This is a genomic window from Cupriavidus sp. DB3 (assembly GCF_020418465.1).
GTDB classification, from domain to species: domain Bacteria; phylum Pseudomonadota; class Gammaproteobacteria; order Burkholderiales; family Burkholderiaceae; genus Cupriavidus; species Cupriavidus cauae.
This window is the reverse complement of sequence record NZ_JAIZPL010000005.1, coordinates 506,810-524,049: the sequence shown is the minus strand read 5'-3', so window position 1 is coordinate 524,049 and position 17,240 is coordinate 506,810. Positions and strand designations below refer to the sequence as shown.

Here is a 17,240-nt window from a genome sequence, read left to right as displayed (position 1 = left end):
TACCGGGAATTTCTCCTATGTCCTCCATGCGAACTCACTACTGCGGTCTCGTGACCGAACAACTGACCGGCCAGGAAGTGGCCCTGACCGGCTGGGTGCAACGGCGCCGCGACCACGGCGGCGTGATCTTCATCGACCTGCGCGATCGCGAGGGCCTGGTGCAGGTCGTCTGCGATCCGGACCGCCCCGAAATGTTCAAGGTCGCCGAGGACATCCGCAACGAGTTCTGCATCCGCGTGACCGGCAAGGTGCGCGCGCGTCCGGCCGGCACCGAGAACGCCAACCTGACCTCGGGCAAGATCGAGGTGCTGTGCCATGAGCTGACCGTGCTGAACCCGTCGGTCACGCCCCCGTTCCAGCTCGACGACGACAACCTGTCGGAGACCACCCGCCTGACGCACCGCGTGCTGGACCTGCGCCGCCCGCAGATGCAGTACAACCTGCGCCTGCGCTACAAGGTGGCGATGGAAGTGCGCAAGTACCTGGACGAGCAGGGCTTCATCGACATCGAGACGCCGATGCTGGGCAAGAGCACGCCCGAGGGCGCGCGCGACTACCTGGTGCCGTCGCGGGTCAACCCGGGCCACTTCTTCGCGCTGCCGCAGTCGCCGCAGCTGTTCAAGCAGATGCTGATGGTGTCGGGCTTCGATCGCTACTACCAGATCACCAAGTGCTTCCGCGACGAGGACCTGCGCGCCGACCGCCAGCCCGAATTCACGCAGATCGACTGCGAGACCTCGTTCCTGACCGAGCAGGACATCCGCGACCTGTTCGAGAACATGATCCGCACGGTGTTCAAGAACACCATCGGCGTGGCGCTGGACGACCGCTTCCCGGTGATGGAATTCCGCGAGGCGATGGCCCGCTTCGGCTCGGACAAGCCGGACCTGCGCGTCAAGCTCGAGTTCACCGAGCTGACCGAGGTCATGAAGGACGTCGACTTCAAGGTGTTCTCGGGCCCGGCCAACAGCGACAACGGCCGCGTGGTCGCGCTGCGCGTGCCCGGCGGCGGCCAGATCTCGCGCGGCGAGATCGATGCCTATACGCAGTTCGTCGCCATCTACGGCGCCAAGGGCCTGGCCTGGATCAAGGTCAACGAAGTGGCCAAGGGCCGCGACGGCCTGCAATCGCCGATCGTCAAGAACCTGCATGACGCCGCCATCGCCGAGATCCTGAAGCGCTCGGGCGCGCAGGATGGCGACATCCTGTTCTTCGGCGCCGACAAGGCCAAGGTCGTCAACGACGCGATGGGCGCGCTGCGCCTGAAGATCGGCCACTCGGAATTCGGCAAGGCCAACGGCCTGTTCGAGGACGCGTGGAAGCCGCTGTGGGTGGTGGACTTCCCGATGTTCGAGTACGACGAGGAAGACGCCCGCTGGGTCGCGATGCACCACCCGTTCACCAGCCCCAAGGACGAGCACCTGGAGTACCTGGCCACCGATCCGGGCAAGTGCATCGCCAAGGCCTACGACATGGTGCTCAACGGCTGGGAAATCGGCGGCGGCTCGGTGCGTATCTATCGCGAGGACGTGCAGAGCAAGGTGTTCCGCGCGCTGAAGATCAACGAGGAAGAGGCCCGCGTGAAGTTCGGCTACCTGCTGGATGCGCTGCAGTACGGCGCGCCCCCGCATGGCGGCATCGCCTTCGGCCTGGACCGCATCGTCACGATGATGGCCGGCGCCGATTCGATCCGCGACGTGATCGCCTTCCCGAAGACGCAGCGCGCGCAGGACCTGCTGACGCAGGCGCCGAGCTCGGTCGATGAGAAGCAGCTGCGCGAGCTGCATATCCGCCTGCGCACGCCCGAGCCGAAGGCTTCGGCGTGATGCCGCTGGCGAGGTAGCGAGAGACGACGGCCGTGCGCGAGCGCGGCCGTTTTTCGTTTGTGTAGGCTGGGGAGGGCGATCGAGGTTTCCAATTGTTTCCCATGGGAACGATCGGCCACCCCGCGAGGTCATCCATCGGGCTGCCGCGGGCAGCCGCACCTGACAAGGGGAGAACAAAGGTGACACTGGATATCGAACTGATCCGCCAATTCCTGCTGCAGCACGCGGAGACGATCCTGACCTGGCTGGTCGCCGGGCTGGTGATGATGCTGCTGGCGCGCTTCGAGCTGCGCCGGGCGGTGCGCAAGTCCGCGCAGGCGATGTCCGAATCGGTGGCGACCACGGTGGCCGCCTGCGTCCCCGATATCGCGCACGCCGCGCAGGTGGGCAGCGCGGCGGCCGAAGGCGGCGCCGTGCAGATGCAGCGCGCCGAGGCGCTGCGGCGCGTGGCGCTCGATACGGTTGCCGCGGTGATGGCGCGCGGGCGCTGGCTGGAGGAAGTCGGCAACCTGCGCCTGCCGGAGGATGCCCTGCTGACGGGCCGCCGCGGCAGCGGCGCCGATCCGCTGCTGGTGGTCGCGCCGCAGCCGGTGGTGCAGGCCTATCTGGCCGCGCAGCGGACCTTCGAGACGATGGCCGCGCAACTGCAGGCGCGTCGCCGCGACGCGCTGGCGCTGCAGGATGCGGCACAGGCGCTGGTCGCCGAGGCCGCGCAGATCGAGCAGGAGACCGCCAGCATCGTGCTGCGCTTCGAGCAGGTGAACGCGCAGGCCGCGCAGGCCCCGCATGGCGAGGGCGGCGACTACCAGCGCTTCCTGATCCAGAAGTACCACGCGCTGGGCCAGCGCGAGAAGGAGGTCGCGCAGGCGCGCACCGAGATGCAGGCGCGCGCCAACCAGGCCGCCGAAGCGCTGGCGACCGAGGCGCACGCCGCCGCCGCGCGCTACACCGAATCGCTGGCGCCGCTGATGCAGCAGCTGCGCGCCGCCTGGGGCCACGGCGACTCGCCGGAAGTGTTCGACAGCTGGGTGCGCGAAGCGGGCGTCCGGGAAGAGCGGGCCTGACAGCGGATTTTCTCCCCTCTCCCGCAAGCGGCAGAGGGGCAGGGGAGAGGGTAGCGGCAGGTGGTCGGGCCACGGCGCATTGGAACCATCCCCCCTCCGCAATCCTCGTCCCCGAGGAGGAGAGGGAGAACATCCCCGGTCCAGGGTGCCGGCGGCCTCGCAGCGCGTTCGCAGTGCCCACGCCATCACATCATCCCCACGCCTCCCAGGCTTGTCGGACTAACGCCGGTGGCGCCGGCGGGCAACTGCGTTAAGCTTGTCAGCCTGTTCCCGTCCGATCCCATGCCCTACAAGATTCCCGAATCCGTGCTGGTCGTGATCCATACGACCGATCTGCAGGTCCTCTTGCTGGAGCGCGCCGACCGTCCCGGCTTCTGGCAATCCGTCACCGGCAGCCTCGATACCCCCGACGAACCCTTGGCATTGACCGCCGCCCGCGAGGTGGCCGAGGAAACCGGCATCGTCGCGAGCGAGCACCGCCTGCAGGACTGGGGCCACCACATCGAATACGAGATCTATCCCGAATGGCGCCATCGCTACGCGCCCGGGGTCACGCGCAATGTCGAGCACTGGTTCGGCCTGTGCGTCGAGCGGCCGCTGCCGGTCACGCTGTCGCCGCGCGAGCATCTGCAATCGGTCTGGCTGCCGTGGGAGCAGGCGGCCGCGCGCTGCTTCTCGTCGAGCAACGCCGAAGCAGTGCGCCAGCTGGCGTGGCGAGCGGCGGCCGGGGCGACGGCTTGCGGCGCGGGCGCCATGAACGCTGGGGGCGCCGCCGTGGACGCAGCAGGCGCCGGCCAGGCCGGAGGGCCGCGATGAAGCTGCGCGTGGTCACCTACAACATTCACAAGGGGCTGACCGGCTTCGCGCGCCGTCCGCGCATCCAGCATGTCCGTGACGGGCTGCAGACGGTCGACGCCGACATCGTCTTCCTGCAGGAAGTGCAGGACCGCAACGATCGCCTGGTGGCCGCCTCCCTGTTCGATTCCGACTACACGCAGCTGAACTACCTGGCGACCGACGCCTATCCGCATTCGGTCTACGGCCGCAACGCGGTCTACGACCACGGCCACCATGGCAACGCGATCCTGTCGCGCCATCCGATCCTGATGTCGGAGAACCTCGATATCTCGGACCACCGCTTCGAGCAGCGTGGCCTGTTGCATGCGGTCGCCGACGTCCACGGCATCGAGGCGCATCTGATCTGCGTGCATTTCGGCCTGTTCGCGCGCAGCCGCGCGCGCCAGGCCGAGGCGCTGGTCGAACGCGTGCGCAATGTGGTGCCGGCGGACGCGCCGCTGGTGATCGCCGGCGACTTCAACGACTGGAACCACCGGCTCGATGCGCTGATCTGCAACACGCTGGGCGCGCTGGAGGCCTCGCAGGCGCGCGGCTCGCGGCTGCATACCTTTCCGAGCCATATGCCGTGGTGGCAGCTCGACCGGATCTACGTGCGGGGCTTCGAGATCGAGCGCGCCCGTGTGCTGACCGGGCGCGACTGGGCGCAGCGCTCGGACCATGTGCCGCTGGTCGCCGAACTGGCGCGGCCACAGGTGCCCGAGGCCAATCCGCGGCACAGCGACGAGACGGCGGGCGCCGCCGGATAGTCGCCCGGGGGCCGCCGGCCCGGCGGCGAGGCCGCGCCAAGGCGTCCGCTTCCGCTACAGCCCGGCCCGTTCCCGCACGAAGGCCTCGATGGCGTCGATCCGGTTCAGGTCGAGCACCGGCAGCCGGGTCAGCGCGGCCACCTCGCCCGGCGCATCGGTGGCGACGCCGACGATCCCGGGCACATCCGGCCACAGCGGCGCCCGGCCGTGGCCGGGACGATAGACCTCGAGCTTGGGCACGTCGCTGTGCTTGTATCCCTCGACCAGCACCAGGTCGGTATCGGCGGGCAGCACCGCGAGCGCGTCGGCCAGTTCGGGCGGCGGCGCGCCTTCTTCGTATCGGCGCATCAGCGTCAGATGGCGCGCACCGACCAGCACCACATTGGCGCAGCCCGCCTCGCGCATCCGCCACGAATCCTTGCCCGGCGTGTCCGGGTCGAACCCGTGATGGGTATGTTTGACGCCGGCCACGCGTAGCCCGGACGCGACGAAGCGGGGAATCAACTGGTCCAGCAAGGTGGTCTTGCCGCTGCCGGAAGTGCCGGCGATACCGAATACCTTCACGATCGAATCAGTTCCATGCGCAACGCGGTGCGCACCTGAGTGCGCGGGGGCGACGGTGGGGACGATGTCAGCAACAGCGTCGGGACGAAAGCGCGACGATAGCAGAGTCGGCGCGGGCCCGTCCCTCCGGGCCCGAAGTCCCACCCGAGGTCTGGCCCGAAGTCTGGTCCGAAGTCTGGCCCCAAGTCTGGCCCGAGGTCTGGCCCGAAGTCTGGCCCGAGGTCTGGCCCCAAGTCTGGCCCGAAGTCTGGTCCGAAGTCCGGCCCAAGGTCTGGCCCGACTTCGGGCGCCAATGCCCGCCGGGTGGCGTTCCCGCCGCGAGGTGACCGATAATGCCGCCATGCCCTTGTCCGAGAGCCCACCCGAACCCACCCGGTCCTCCAGGATCGCCGCCCATGCGGTGGAAGGCGAGACGGCTGCCACGGCCGCCGAAGGGCGGCACGGCCCCCGCCTGCTGCACACCGGGCCCGGCCGGCCGGTGGGCGGCAACCGCGTCGAGCTGCTGCGCGGCGGCGGCGAATATTTCCCGGCGCTGATCGCGGCGATCGACCAGGCGGTGCTGTCGGTCTCGCTGGAGACCTATATCTATGCCGACGACCAGGTCGGCCAGGCGGTCGCCGACGCGCTGGTGCGCGCGGTCGAGCGCGGCGTGCGCGTCCATCTGCTGGTCGATGGCTTCGGCGCCGGCGACATGCCCGCGCCGCTGGTCGAGCGGCTGCAGCAGGGCGGCGTCAGGCTCGGCGTGTACCGGCCGCTGCGGGGCTTTCGCCTGGCGCGCCGGCATCTGCGCCGGCTGCACCGCAAGCTCGCGGTGATCGACCGGCGCATCGCCTTCGTCGGCGGCATCAACATCATCGACGACCACAATCACGGCCCCTTCGACGAGGCCCAGCTCGGTCCCCGCTACGACTTCGCGGTGCGCGTCACCGGCCCGCTGGCCGGCCAGGTCGCACTGACCGCCGAGCGGCTGTGGTGGCGGCTCGCGCTGCGCGGCGAGATGCAGGGTGGTGTGCGGGCGGGCGGCCTGTCGAGCCTGGCCGGCGAGTTTCCGCTTGCGCAGGCCCCGGTGCCCGCGCCGGCCGAGGGGGGCGGCGTGCGGGCGGCGCTGCTGCTGCGCGACAACCTGCGCAATCGCCGCACCATCGAGCGAGCCTATCTGCAGGCGCTGGGCGCGGCGCGGCACGACGTGATCATCGCCAACGCCTATTTCCTGCCGGGCGCGAAGATGCGGCGCGCGCTGCTGGCCTGCCGCCGCCGCGGCGTGCGCGTCCGGCTGCTGCTGCAGGGGATGGTCGAGTACAGGCTGCAGCATTACGCGACCCACGCGCTGTACGCCACGCTGCTCGAGGCCGGCGTCGAGATCCACGAGTACGCCGAGAGCTTCCTGCACGCCAAGGTTGCGGTGGTCGACGACAGCTGGGCGACGGTCGGCTCCAGCAACATGGATCCGTTCAGCCTGCTGCTGGCGCGCGAGGCCAATGTGGCGGTCTACGACGAGGCCTTCGCCGCCGAGCTGCGCCGCGAACTGGAGCGTGCGATCGCGCTGCGCAGCGCGCCCGTCGTGCCGGAGGATCATGCCCGCCGCGGCCGCCTGCGCCGCTGCCTGGACTGGACCGCCTACATGCTGTTGCGCTTCGGCGTCATGGTGGCCGGCGCGGCCGGCCGCTATTGAACGTGGCATGCCGGTGCTGCCTTGCGGCAAAATGCGGCGCGCATCCGCACATCGGCCTCGCCGCTGACGCCGGCCGGCGGATGTTGCACCGCAGTTCGGTGCAAGTTCGGTTTAGAAACGAAGGTCTAATTAAAAACTTGATAGCGGCAGGCGCGGCCAGAATAATCTGAACGACCGTTCTTTTTTGGCTTAGACTGCGTGCATTCGCCACCCGGCGCCGCCTTGTCCAGCGGGGCCGCGGCGATCGACATCACAGGCCAGGGCCAAGCGCGGCATCGCGAACCGATGCCGCAAAAAGTACGGAGAAAAATCATGCGACACCAGTCAGCCCGTCTCGAATCCGCCGCCAACGCTTCTCCCACCCCGATGCGCAAGGGGGAGATGACGCGGGTGGCGATTCTCGACGCCGCACTGGAATTGTCGTCCCGCGACGGACTCGAAGGTTTGACCATCGGTCTGCTCGCGGAACGCATGCAAATGAGCAAGAGCGGCGTGTTCGCGCATTTCGGTTCGCGCGAAGACCTGCAGGTGGAGGTGGTGCGCGAGTATCACCGCCGGTTCGAGCAGGAGGTCTTCTATCCCTCGCTGAACGAGCCGCGCGGTCTGCCGCGCCTGTGGTCGATGGTGCGGCGCTGGATGGAAAAACGGATCCAGGAAGTCACCACCGGTTGCATCTACATCAGCGGGGCGGTCGAATACGATGACCGCGCGGAAAGCCCGGTGCGCGACGAGCTGATCAAGAGCGTCACGATCTGGCGGGCCGCGCTGACACGCGCGATCGAACAGGCCAAGGAAGAAGGCCATCTGCGCGCGGACTGCGATCCGCGGCTGATGCTGTTCGAGATGTACAGCCTCGAGCTGGGGCTGCATCACGATGCCCGCTTCCTGCGCCTGCCCGACAGCGCCGAGCTTGCCATGGTCGCGCTCAACAAGCTGATTCAGTCCTACCGTACCTGATGCCGTCGCGGGCATGGCGTGCTTGACAGCACCAGCGGCGCGGCGGCTTCGCCAACTCCAAGGAGATCTTGATGGGCCAGTACACCGCTCCGCTGCGCGACATGCAATTCGTGCTGCACGAACTGCTCGGCGTCGAGGCCGAGCTCAAGGCGATGCCGCCGCATGCCGACGTCGATGCGGACACCATCAACCAGGTCATCGAGGAAGCCGGCAAGTTCTGCTCGGAAGTCATTTTCCCGCTGAACCAGAGCGGCGACCGCGAGGGCTGCACCCACCACGGCGACGGCGTCGTGACCGCGCCGGCGGGCTTCAAGGAAGCCTACCGGCAGTACGTCGAGGCCGGCTGGCCGGCGCTGGCGTGCGATCCCGAATTCGGCGGCCAGGGCCTGCCGATCCTGGTCAACAACGCGCTGTTCGAGATGCTGAACTCGGCGAACCAGGCCTGGACGATGTACCCGGGCCTGTCGCACGGCGCCTACGAGGCGCTGCACGCGCACGGCACGCCCGAGCTGCAGCAGCGCTACCTGCCCAAGCTGGTGTCGGGCGAGTGGACCGGCACCATGTGCCTGACCGAGCCGCACTGCGGCACCGACCTGGGCATCCTGCGCACCAGGGCCGAACCGCTGGACGACGGCTCGTACAGCCTGACCGGCACCAAGATCTTCATCTCGGCAGGCGAGCACGACCTGTCGGCCAACATCATCCATCTGGTGCTGGCGCGCCTGCCTGACGCGCCGCAGGGCACCAAGGGCATCTCGCTGTTCGTGGTGCCGAAGTTCATTCCCGATGCCGACGGCAATCCGGGCGAGCGCAACGGCATCGTCTGCGGCTCGATCGAGCACAAGATGGGCATCCACGGGAACGCAACCTGCGTGATGAACCTGGACGGCGCGCGCGGCTGGCTGGTCGGCGAGCCCAACAAGGGCCTGAACGCGATGTTCGTGATGATGAACGCCGCGCGCCTTGGCGTCGGCATGCAGGGCCTGGGCCTGACCGAGGTCGCCTACCAGAACTCGGTGGCCTACGCGAAGGAGCGGCTGCAGATGCGTTCGCTGACCGGGCCCAAGGCGCCGGACAAGCCGGCCGATCCGATCATCGTGCATCCCGACGTGCGCCGCATGCTGCTGACGCAGAGGGCCTTCGCAGAAGGCGGCCGCGCCTTCAGCTACTGGACCGCGCTGCAGATCGACCGCGAGCTGTCGCACCCGGACGAGGCCGTGCGCAAGCAGGCCGGCGACCTGGTCGCGCTGCTGACGCCGGTGATCAAGGCCTTCCTGACCGACAACGCCTTCATCGCCACCAACGAGGGCATGCAGGTGTTCGGCGGCCACGGCTATATCTCCGAATGGGGCATGGAGCAGTACGTGCGCGATGCCCGCATCAACATGATCTACGAGGGCACCAACACGATCCAGGCGCTGGACCTGCTGGGCCGCAAGATCCTCGGCGACATGGGCGCGAAGATGAAGGCGTTCGGCAAGATCGTGCAGGAGTTCGTCGAGGCCGAGGGCACCAACGAGGCGATGCAGGAGTTCATCAATCCGCTGGCGGACCTCGGCGACAAGGTGCAGAAGCTGACGATGGAGATCGGCATGAAGGCGATGGCCAATCCCGACGAGGTCGGCGCCGCCGCGGTGCCCTACCTGCGCGTGGTCGGTCACCTGGTGTTCGCCTACTTCTGGGCCCGCATGGCCAAGATCGCGCTGGAGAAGCAGGGCAGCGGCGACAAGTTCTACACCGCCAAGCTGGCCACCGCGCGCTTCTATTTCGCCAAGCTGCTGCCGGAGACCGCCGCGCAGATCCGCATGGCGCGCGCCGGCGCCAGCACGCTGATGGCGCTGGACGCCGAGCTGTTCTGAGGCACCGCCGAGACACCGAGACCATCCTCCCGGTTTTCCCTCTCCCGCAGGCGGGGGAGGGAAGGCAACCGAGGACATCCATCATTTCAACGCTCACCTCCGAGGAGCGCGCATGTCCAATTTCATCGTCAAGAAAGTCGCCGTGCTGGGTGCCGGCGTCATGGGCGCGCAGATCGCGGCCCACCTCGTCAATGCCCGCGTGCCGGTGGTGCTGTTCGATCTGCCGGCCAGGGAAGGCCCGAAGAACGGCATCGTGCTGCGGGCCATCGAGAACCTGAAGAAGCTGTCGCCCGCGCCGCTCGGTCTCAAGGACGACGCCGGCCTGATCCGCGCCGCCAACTACGAGGACGACCTCGCGCTGCTGAAGGAATGCGACCTGGTGATCGAGGCGATCGCCGAGCGCATGGACTGGAAGCACGACCTGTACCGGAAGGTCGCCCCGCATCTGGGCACCGATGCGATCTTCGCCACCAACACCTCCGGCCTGTCGATCACCGCGCTGTCCGAGGGCTTCGACGCCGAGCTGAAGGCGCGCTTCTGCGGCGTGCACTTCTTCAATCCGCCGCGCTACATGCATCTGGTCGAGCTGATCCCGACCGAGGCCACGCAGACGGCCATCCTCGACCGCCTGGAAGCGTTCCTGACCACGACCCTGGGCAAGGGCGTGGTGCGCGCCAAGGACACGCCGAACTTCATCGCCAACCGGGTCGGCATCTTCTCGATCCTGGCGGTGTTCGCCGAGGCCGAGAAGTACGGCATTCCGTTCGACGTGGTCGACGACCTGACCGGCAGCAAGCTGGGCCGCGCCAAGTCGGCGACCTTCCGTACCGCCGACGTGGTGGGCCTGGACACCATGGCCCACGTGATCAAGACCATGCAGGACAACCTGCAGGACGATCCGTTCGCGCCGGTGTACCGGACGCCCGCGGTGCTCAAGTCGCTGGTCGACGCCGGCGCGCTGGGCCAGAAGACCGGCGCCGGCTTCTACAGGAAGGAAGGCAAGCAGATCAAGGTGCTGGACGCCAGGACCGGCCAGTATGTCGACGCCGGCGGCAAGGCCGACGAGATCGTCGCGCGCATGCTGAAGAAGGAGCCGGCCGAGCGCATCAAGCTGCTGCGCGAATCGGGCAACCCGCAGGCGCAGTTCCTGTGGGCGATCTTCCGCGACGTGTACCACTACATCGCCGTCTATCTCGACCAGATCGCAGGTTCGGCGGCCGACGTCGACCTGGCGATCCGCTGGGGCTTCGGCTGGAACTCCGGTCCGTTCGAGGACTGGCAGGCCGCGGGCTGGCAGCAGGTCGCGCAATGGGTCAAGGAAGACATCGAGGCCGGCAAGGCGCTGTCGAAGGCGCCGCTGCCCGAGTGGGTCTTCGCCGGCCCGGTGGCGGACAACCAGGGCGTGCATTCGGCGCAGGGCTCGTGGTCGCCGGCCACGCAGTCGTTCGTCGGCCGCAGCGCGCTGCCGGTCTATCGCCGCCAGGCCTTCCGCGCCGCGTTGAAGGGCAGCGACGCGGTCGATCCGCGCAAGGCCGGCCGCACCGTCGAGCAGAACGACGCGGTGCGGATCTGGGTCTGCGAGGGCCAGGACGACGTGCTGGTGATCTCGTTCAACAGCAAGATGAACACGATCGGGCCGGACACCATCGACGGGCTGATCCGCGCGATCGATCTGGCCGAGAGCGCCTACAAGGGCCTGGTGGTGTGGCAGCCGACCTCGCTGCAGCTCGGCGCGCCGGGCGGTCCGTTCTCGGCCGGCGCGAACCTCGAGGCGGCGATGCCGGCCTTCATGATGGGCGGCGCCAAGGGCGTCGAGCCCTTCGTCAAGAAGTTCCAGGACGGCATGATGCGCGTCAAGTACGCCGCGGTGCCGGTGGTGTCGGCGGCGTCCGGCATCGCGCTGGGCGGCGGTTGCGAGCTGATGCTGCATTCGGCGCGGCGCGTGGCCGCGCTGGAGACCTATGTCGGCCTGGTCGAGGTCGGCGTGGGCCTGGTGCCGGCCGGCGGCGGACTGAAGGAGGCCGCGCTGGCGGCCGCGCGCGCCGCGCAGGCCGCTGGCAGCACCAACTATCTGCAGTTCCTGACGCAGCGCTTCCAGAACGCGGCGATGGCCAAGGTCTCGGCCTCGGCGCTCGAGGCGCGGCAGATGGGCTATCTGCAGGCGGGCGATCCGATCGTCTTCAACGTGCACGAGTTGCTGCATGTCGCCTGCAGCGAAGTGCGCGCGCTGCACGAGGCCGGCTACCGTCCGCCCGCGCAGGGCGAGCTGGTGCCGGTGGCGGGCCGCTCGGGCATCGCCACCATCAAGGCGTCGCTGGTCAACATGCGCGACGGCGGCTTCATCTCCGCGCACGACTTCCTGATCGCCTCGCGCATCGCCGAGGCGGTCTGCGGCGGCGACGTCGAAGCGGGCGCGCTGGTCAGCGAGGAATGGCTGCTGGCGCTGGAGCGCCGCGCCTTTATCGAACTGCTGGGCAACCCCAAGACGCAGGAACGCATCATGGGCATGCTGCAGACCGGCAAGCCGGTGCGCAACTAATCGGCACGCGAGGAAATCGATCATGAAACAACTGCAAGACGCCTATATCGTTGCCGCGACCCGCACGCCGATCGGCAAGGCGCCCAAGGGCGCGTTCAAGCACTACCGGCCCGACGATCTGCTGGCCACCACGCTGCGCGCCGCGCTGGCGCAGGTGCCGAACCTGGACCCGGCGCTGATCGAGGACGCCATCGTCGGCTGCGCGATTCCCGAAGCGCAGCAGGGCCTGAACGTCGCGCGCATCGGCGCGCTGCTGTCGGGCCTGCCGACCTCGGTCGGCGGCATCACCGTGAACCGCTTCTGCGCCTCGGGCCTGAGCGCCGTCGCGATGGCGGCCGACCGCATCCGCGTCGGCGAGGCCGACGTGATGATCGCCGCCGGCGTCGAATCGATGAGCATGGTGCCGATGATGGGCAATACGCCGTCGATGTCGCCGTCGATCTTCGCGCGCGACGAGAACGTCGGCATCGCCTACGGCATGGGCCTGACGGCCGAGCAGGTCGCGCGCAAGTGGCAGGTCAGCCGCGAGGACCAGGACGCCTTCGCGCTGGCCTCGCACCAGAAGGCGCTGGCCGCGCAGCAGGCCGGCGAGTTCGCCGACGAGATCACGCCGGTCGAGATCGTCGAGAAGCTGCCGAACCTGGCCAGCGGCGAGGTCGAACTGAAGACCCGCACGCTGTCGCTGGACGAGGGCCCGCGTCCCGATACCTCGCTGGAGGGGCTGGCGAAGCTGCGCCCGGTGTTCGCCAACAAGGGCAGCGTGACCGCCGGCAACAGCTCGCAGACCTCGGACGGCGCCGGCGCGCTGATCCTGGTCTCCGAGAAGATCCTGAAGGCCTGCAACCTGGTGCCGCTGGCCCGCTTCGTGTCGTTCGCGGTGCGCGGCGTGCCACCGGAGATCATGGGCATCGGTCCGAAGGAAGCCATTCCGGCCGCGCTGAAGGCCGCCGGCATGACGCAGGACCAGCTCGACTGGATCGAACTGAACGAGGCCTTCGCCGCGCAGGCGCTCGCGGTGATCCGCGATCTGGGCCTCGATCCGGCAAAGCTGAACCGGATGGGCGGCGCGATCGCGCTGGGCCACCCGCTCGGCGCGACCGGCGCGATCCGCTCGGCCACCGTGGTGCATGCGCTGCGCCGGCACAACCTGAAGTACGGCATGGTGACCATGTGCGTCGGCACGGGCATGGGCGCCGCCGGCATCTTCGAACGGGTTTGACGAGAGGGCGAGCCCAGGGATTGCCCCGGGAAGCCGCTCCGGGGAACCGCGTTTCCCCCGGGGCGGTTCCCGTCGCGGCGGCACAGAGGGGAACATCGCCGGGAACACGGCCAAGAACATCGACGAGAACACCGACCACCAAGGAGACACCATGAGCATCCTGACCCGCATCGAGCAAGGCGTGCTGACCATCGAGTTCGACCGCCTGGACAAGAAGAACGCGATCACCGCGGCGATGTACCAGCAGATGGCCGACGCGCTGCGCGCGGCGGCCACCGACGACGCCGTGCGGGCGATCGTGATCCGCGGCAAGGACGAGATCTTTACCGCGGGCAACGATCTGGAAGACTTCCTGAAGCGGCCGCCGAGCAGCGAGGAGGATGCCGCCAAGGCGCCGGTGTTCCAGTTCCTGCACGAGATCAGCCATGCCGCCAAGCCGCTGGTGGCGGCGGTCAGCGGGCCGGCGGTGGGCATCGGCACCACGCTGCTGCTGCATTGCGACCTGGTCTATGCGGCCGAGGGCGCGCGCTTCTCGCTGCCGTTCGTGCAGCTGGGGCTGTGCCCGGAAGCCGCGTCGAGCCTGCTGCTGCCGCGCCTGGCCGGCTACCAGCGCGCGGCCGAGAAGCTGCTGCTGGGCGAGCCGTTCAGTGCACAGGAGGCGCAGCAGATCGGGCTGGTGACCCGCGTGGTGGCCGGCGCCGAGCTGCACGACTTCGCGCTGGCGCAGGCGCGCAAGCTGGCGGCGCTGCCGGCGTCGTCGCTGCGGGAAACCAAGCGGCTGATGAAGGGCGCGGATACCGCGCAGATGGAGACGCAGATGGCGCAGGAGGGCGCGGTGTTCCGCCGGCTGCTGCAGTCGCCCGAAGCGAAGGAGGCCTTCACGGCCTTCTTCGAGAAGCGCAAGCCGGACTTCTCGCGGTTCAATTGATCGGGGAAGGGGGCAGGCCACCCCTTCTCCCTGCCCTTCTCCCAGAGGAGCTGGAGGAGAGGGCGGGGCGCACGCGATGCCGCGGCGCCCGTCCTAGACCTTCGGCAGCACCCGCGGCTGCCGTTCCTCGTCGGTCGCCACATAGGTCAGCGTGGCCTCGGTGACCTTGACGATCTCGTTGCTATGGCGCATCCGCTGCGCATAGACCTCGACCTCGACGGTGATCGAGGTCCGCCCCGTCCTGACGATGTCGGCATAGAAGCTGACCAGGTCGCCGACGAACACCGGATGCTTGAACAGGAAGGAATTGACCGCCACCGTGGCGACGCGGCCCTGCGCGCGCTCGACCGCGGGAATCGAGCCGGCGATGTCGACCTGCGCCATGATCCAGCCGCCGAACACGTCGCCGTGCACGTTGGCATCGGCGGGCATCGGCACCACGCGCAGCGCGGGGTTCTTGCCGGGAGGCAGGGACGACAGGGTCTGGGGTTCGCTCATGGTCAATCCGGAAGGCAGCAGGGGCAGCAAGGGCAGTAGGGGCCGATTCACAGGCCGAGTTCATGGGCCAGATCCATAGGCCCCTTCAACAAGCCCGGTTCATGGGCCCGAATCAGGGCCGGTCCAAGACGGGCGGGGCAGAAGGAAAAGCCGGGCGCGTGCAGGGGCAATACTGGGGCAATACTGGGGCAATACAGCGGAAACACAGGCGGAAAACCCCTCGCCCCGAACTCTGCGACAATCGCACATTCGCCCGAATTCTAACGTATGCGACGCTACTCCACGACGGACGAGCCTGCCCCCACGGCCCCGTCCTCGCCGCTGTTCTCCGGCGCGCGCGGCCAGCGCAGCGACTGGCAGACCGTGCGCAATCTGCTTCCCTATCTGTGGCATTACAAGTGGCGCGTGATGCTGGCGCTCACCTGCCTGGTGGCCGCCAAGGCCGCCAACCTGGGCGTGCCCGTGCTGATGAAGCGCCTGATCGACGCGATGAACATCGCGCCCGGCGATCCGCGCGCGCTGCTGGCGGTGCCGGCCGGGCTGATCGTCGCCTACGGCCTGCTGCGGCTGTCGACCACGCTGTTTACCGAGCTGCGCGAGATCCTGTTCTCCAAGGTCACGCAGAGCGCGGTGCGCGAGATCGCGCTGCAGGTGTTCCGCCATCTGCACAGCCTGTCGCTGCGCTTCCATCTGGACCGGCAGACCGGCGGCATGAGCCGCGACATCGAGCGCGGCACGCGCGGCATCCAGTCGCTGATCTCGTATTCGCTGTACAGCATCCTGCCCACGCTGGTCGAGATGGCGCTGGTGATGGGCTTCTTCCTGCTGCACTACGACATCTGGTTCGCCGCGATCACCGGCGGCGCGCTGCTCGCCTATATCGTCTTCACGGTGGTGGTGACCGAATGGCGCACGCACTTCCGCCGCAAGATGAACGAGCTCGATTCGCGCGCCAACCAGAAGGCGATCGACTCGCTGCTGAACTTCGAGACCGTCAAGTACTTCGGCAACGAGGCGTACGAGGCCGCGCGCTACGACGAGAACCTGCGCACGTACAGGACCGCCGCCATCCGCTCGCAGAACTCGCTGTCGCTGCTGAACTTCGGCCAGCAGGCCATCATCGCGATCGGCCTGATCCTGATCCTGTGGCGCGCCACCGTCGGCGTGGCCGAGGGCGTGCTGACGCTGGGCGACCTGGTGCTGGTCAATACGCTGATGATCCAGCTGTACATCCCGCTCAATTTCCTCGGCGTGATCTACCGCGAGATCAAGCAGGCCACCACGGACATGGATCGGATGTTCGTGCTGCTCGGCACCAACCGCGAGGTCGCGGATTCGCCCGATGCCCGCCCGCTGGCCGTGCAGGGCGCCGAGGTGCGCTTCAGCCATGTCGGCTTCGGCTACGACAGCAACCGCCGCATCCTCGACGATGTCGATTTCACGATCGCGGCCGGTACCACCACCGCGGTGGTGGGCCATAGCGGCTCGGGCAAATCGACGCTGGCGCGGCTGCTGTTCCGCTTCTACGACGTCGGCAGCGGCGCGGTGCTGGTCGATGGCCAGGACATCCGCACCGTGACGCAGGACAGCCTGCGCCGCGCGATCGGCATCGTGCCGCAGGACACGGTGCTGTTCAACGACAGCATCTACTACAACATCGCCTACGGCCGCCCGGGCGCGAGCCGCGAGGAGGTCATCGAGGCCGCGCGCGCCGCGCAGATCGACGCCTTCATCCGCGAGCTGCCGCAGGGCTACGACACGCCGGTCGGCGAGCGCGGGCTGAAGCTGTCGGGCGGCGAGAAGCAGCGCGTGGCGATCGCGCGCACGCTGCTGAAGAACCCGCCGATCCTGATCTTCGACGAAGCCACCTCGGCGCTGGACTCGCGCACCGAGCAGGCGATCCAGGCCGAACTGATGCGCCTGGCGCAGAACCGCACCACGCTGCTGATCGCGCACCGCCTGTCCACCGTGGTGCATGCCGACCAGATCCTGGTGATGGACCGCGGCCGCATCGTCGAGCGCGGCACGCATGCCGAGCTGATGCGTGCCGACGGACGCTATGCCGAGATGTGGCGCATCCAGGCGCGCAGCGCGGCGCAGGGCGCGACGTCGGCGGACGGGACGGCCGATGGGGCGGCTGATGCCAACGGCGGCGAACTGGCCCGCATCGAAGGCGCCGCCGCGGTCGCGGCCGACCTCGGCGACGCGACGCAGGACGCCTGAGGTCGAGCCGCAGGCCACTTGAGATCGGCCGAGATCGCCTGACATCGCCCATGGCCGCCTGAGACCGCGCCAGGCCGCCGCCCTCGCATTGTCGACAATGGCCGCGTGCAATCACGCGTGGCCAGGCGCGGTGCACAAGTTTGGTTGGACAAACCGCCGCGGCCATGCCCCGCTTTGGGGCCGCCTTGATGCAGTTTTGGCTGGCATATCGCTTGCAGACACTGTTCGCGCAAAACAGGCACGAACAGGAGAGCAAACATGCCGCACCACAGGTCGCAACACCAGGA

General features: G+C 68.4%; 13 protein-coding genes. 11 read left to right on the top strand and 2 right to left on the bottom strand.

Annotated features, from left to right (window positions below; genetic code table 11):
- Positions 1 to 17: 17 nt before the first annotated feature.
- From aspS to K7G19_RS18715, 4 genes are all read left to right on the top strand, one after another.
- Entirely contained in the window at positions 18 to 1,826 is a 1,809-nt protein-coding gene (gene aspS, locus K7G19_RS18730) for an aspartate--tRNA ligase (protein WP_149317645.1), read from the top strand.
- 179 nt (positions 1,827 to 2,005) lie between these two features.
- Positions 2,006 to 2,890, top strand: coding sequence for a hypothetical protein (locus K7G19_RS18725; protein WP_149317646.1), 885 nt, complete (start codon positions 2,006 to 2,008; stop codon positions 2,888 to 2,890).
- Between the two features lie 282 nt (positions 2,891 to 3,172).
- Complete coding sequence (gene nudB / locus K7G19_RS18720; RefSeq protein ID WP_150084473.1) at positions 3,173 to 3,706, top strand: dihydroneopterin triphosphate diphosphatase; 534 nt, start codon at positions 3,173 to 3,175, stop codon at positions 3,704 to 3,706.
- Positions 3,703 to 4,494 carry an endonuclease/exonuclease/phosphatase family protein gene (locus tag K7G19_RS18715; protein WP_150084471.1) on the top strand — a complete coding sequence of 264 codons (792 nt, stop codon included), beginning with the start codon at positions 3,703 to 3,705 and terminating at the stop codon, positions 4,492 to 4,494. The genes nudB and K7G19_RS18715 overlap by 4 nt, the downstream gene beginning before the upstream one ends.
- Before the next feature lie 54 nt (positions 4,495 to 4,548).
- On the opposite strand, the gene mobB is transcribed toward K7G19_RS18715, so the two are convergent.
- A complete protein-coding gene (mobB, locus tag K7G19_RS18710; RefSeq protein ID WP_226108533.1) occupies positions 4,549 to 5,058 on the bottom strand; it encodes a molybdopterin-guanine dinucleotide biosynthesis protein B in 510 nt (169 codons plus the stop codon).
- Positions 5,059 to 5,398: 340 nt separating this feature from the next.
- On the opposite strand from mobB, the gene clsB reads away from it, so the two are divergent.
- From clsB to K7G19_RS18680, 6 genes are all read left to right on the top strand, one after another.
- On the top strand, positions 5,399 to 6,730 hold the full coding sequence (gene clsB / locus K7G19_RS18705) for a cardiolipin synthase ClsB (RefSeq protein WP_226108531.1): 1,332 nt from the start codon (positions 5,399 to 5,401) through the stop codon (positions 6,728 to 6,730).
- A 366-nt stretch (positions 6,731 to 7,096) separates the two neighbouring features.
- Positions 7,097 to 7,687: a TetR/AcrR family transcriptional regulator gene (locus K7G19_RS18700; RefSeq protein WP_006578334.1), complete on the top strand. Its 591-nt coding sequence runs from the start codon at positions 7,097 to 7,099 to the stop codon at positions 7,685 to 7,687.
- 71 nt (positions 7,688 to 7,758) lie between these two features.
- Positions 7,759 to 9,546, top strand: a complete 1,788-nt coding sequence (locus K7G19_RS18695; RefSeq protein WP_226108529.1) for an acyl-CoA dehydrogenase C-terminal domain-containing protein — start codon at positions 7,759 to 7,761, stop codon at positions 9,544 to 9,546.
- Positions 9,547 to 9,658: 112 nt separating this feature from the next.
- Positions 9,659 to 12,085, top strand: coding sequence for a 3-hydroxyacyl-CoA dehydrogenase/enoyl-CoA hydratase family protein (locus tag K7G19_RS18690; protein ID WP_226108527.1), 2,427 nt, complete (start codon positions 9,659 to 9,661; stop codon positions 12,083 to 12,085).
- Positions 12,086 to 12,104: 19 nt separating this feature from the next.
- Complete coding sequence (locus K7G19_RS18685) at positions 12,105 to 13,304, top strand: acetyl-CoA C-acyltransferase (RefSeq protein ID WP_149317653.1); 1,200 nt, start codon at positions 12,105 to 12,107, stop codon at positions 13,302 to 13,304.
- Between the two features lie 151 nt (positions 13,305 to 13,455).
- The gene (locus K7G19_RS18680; RefSeq protein ID WP_150084461.1) at positions 13,456 to 14,232 is read left to right on the top strand and encodes an enoyl-CoA hydratase; all 777 of its coding nucleotides are present in this window, start codon (positions 13,456 to 13,458) and stop codon (positions 14,230 to 14,232) included.
- A 93-nt stretch (positions 14,233 to 14,325) separates the two neighbouring features.
- Here the strand turns inward: K7G19_RS18680 and K7G19_RS18675 are convergent, their stop codons facing one another.
- Positions 14,326 to 14,730: an acyl-CoA thioesterase gene (locus tag K7G19_RS18675; protein WP_149317655.1), complete on the bottom strand. Its 405-nt coding sequence runs from the start codon at positions 14,728 to 14,730 to the stop codon at positions 14,326 to 14,328.
- 267 nt (positions 14,731 to 14,997) lie between these two features.
- Between K7G19_RS18675 and K7G19_RS18670 the strand changes: the two genes are divergently transcribed.
- Positions 14,998 to 16,953, top strand: coding sequence for an ABC transporter ATP-binding protein/permease (locus K7G19_RS18670; RefSeq protein ID WP_149317656.1), 1,956 nt, complete (start codon positions 14,998 to 15,000; stop codon positions 16,951 to 16,953).
- Positions 16,954 to 17,240: the final 287 nt, after the last annotated feature.

Excerpts from the sequence above, each read along its gene's own strand:
- K7G19_RS18700 (WP_006578334.1), top strand. The coding sequence starts at position 7,097 with ATGCGCAAGGGGGAGATGACGCGGGTGGCGATTCTCGACGCCGCACTG.
- nudB (WP_150084473.1), top strand. The coding sequence starts at position 3,173 with ATGCCCTACAAGATTCCCGAATCCGTGCTGGTCGTGATCCATACGACC.
- K7G19_RS18675 (WP_149317655.1), bottom strand. The coding sequence starts at position 14,730 with ATGAGCGAACCCCAGACCCTGTCGTCCCTGCCTCCCGGCAAGAACCCC.
- K7G19_RS18690 (WP_226108527.1), top strand. The coding sequence starts at position 9,659 with ATGTCCAATTTCATCGTCAAGAAAGTCGCCGTGCTGGGTGCCGGCGTC.
- K7G19_RS18670 (WP_149317656.1), top strand. The coding sequence starts at position 14,998 with ATGCGACGCTACTCCACGACGGACGAGCCTGCCCCCACGGCCCCGTCC.
- K7G19_RS18715 (WP_150084471.1), top strand. The coding sequence starts at position 3,703 with ATGAAGCTGCGCGTGGTCACCTACAACATTCACAAGGGGCTGACCGGC.
- K7G19_RS18695 (WP_226108529.1), top strand. The coding sequence starts at position 7,759 with ATGGGCCAGTACACCGCTCCGCTGCGCGACATGCAATTCGTGCTGCAC.
- aspS (WP_149317645.1), top strand. The coding sequence starts at position 18 with ATGTCCTCCATGCGAACTCACTACTGCGGTCTCGTGACCGAACAACTG.
- clsB (WP_226108531.1), top strand. The coding sequence starts at position 5,399 with ATGCCCTTGTCCGAGAGCCCACCCGAACCCACCCGGTCCTCCAGGATC.
- K7G19_RS18680 (WP_150084461.1), top strand. The coding sequence starts at position 13,456 with ATGAGCATCCTGACCCGCATCGAGCAAGGCGTGCTGACCATCGAGTTC.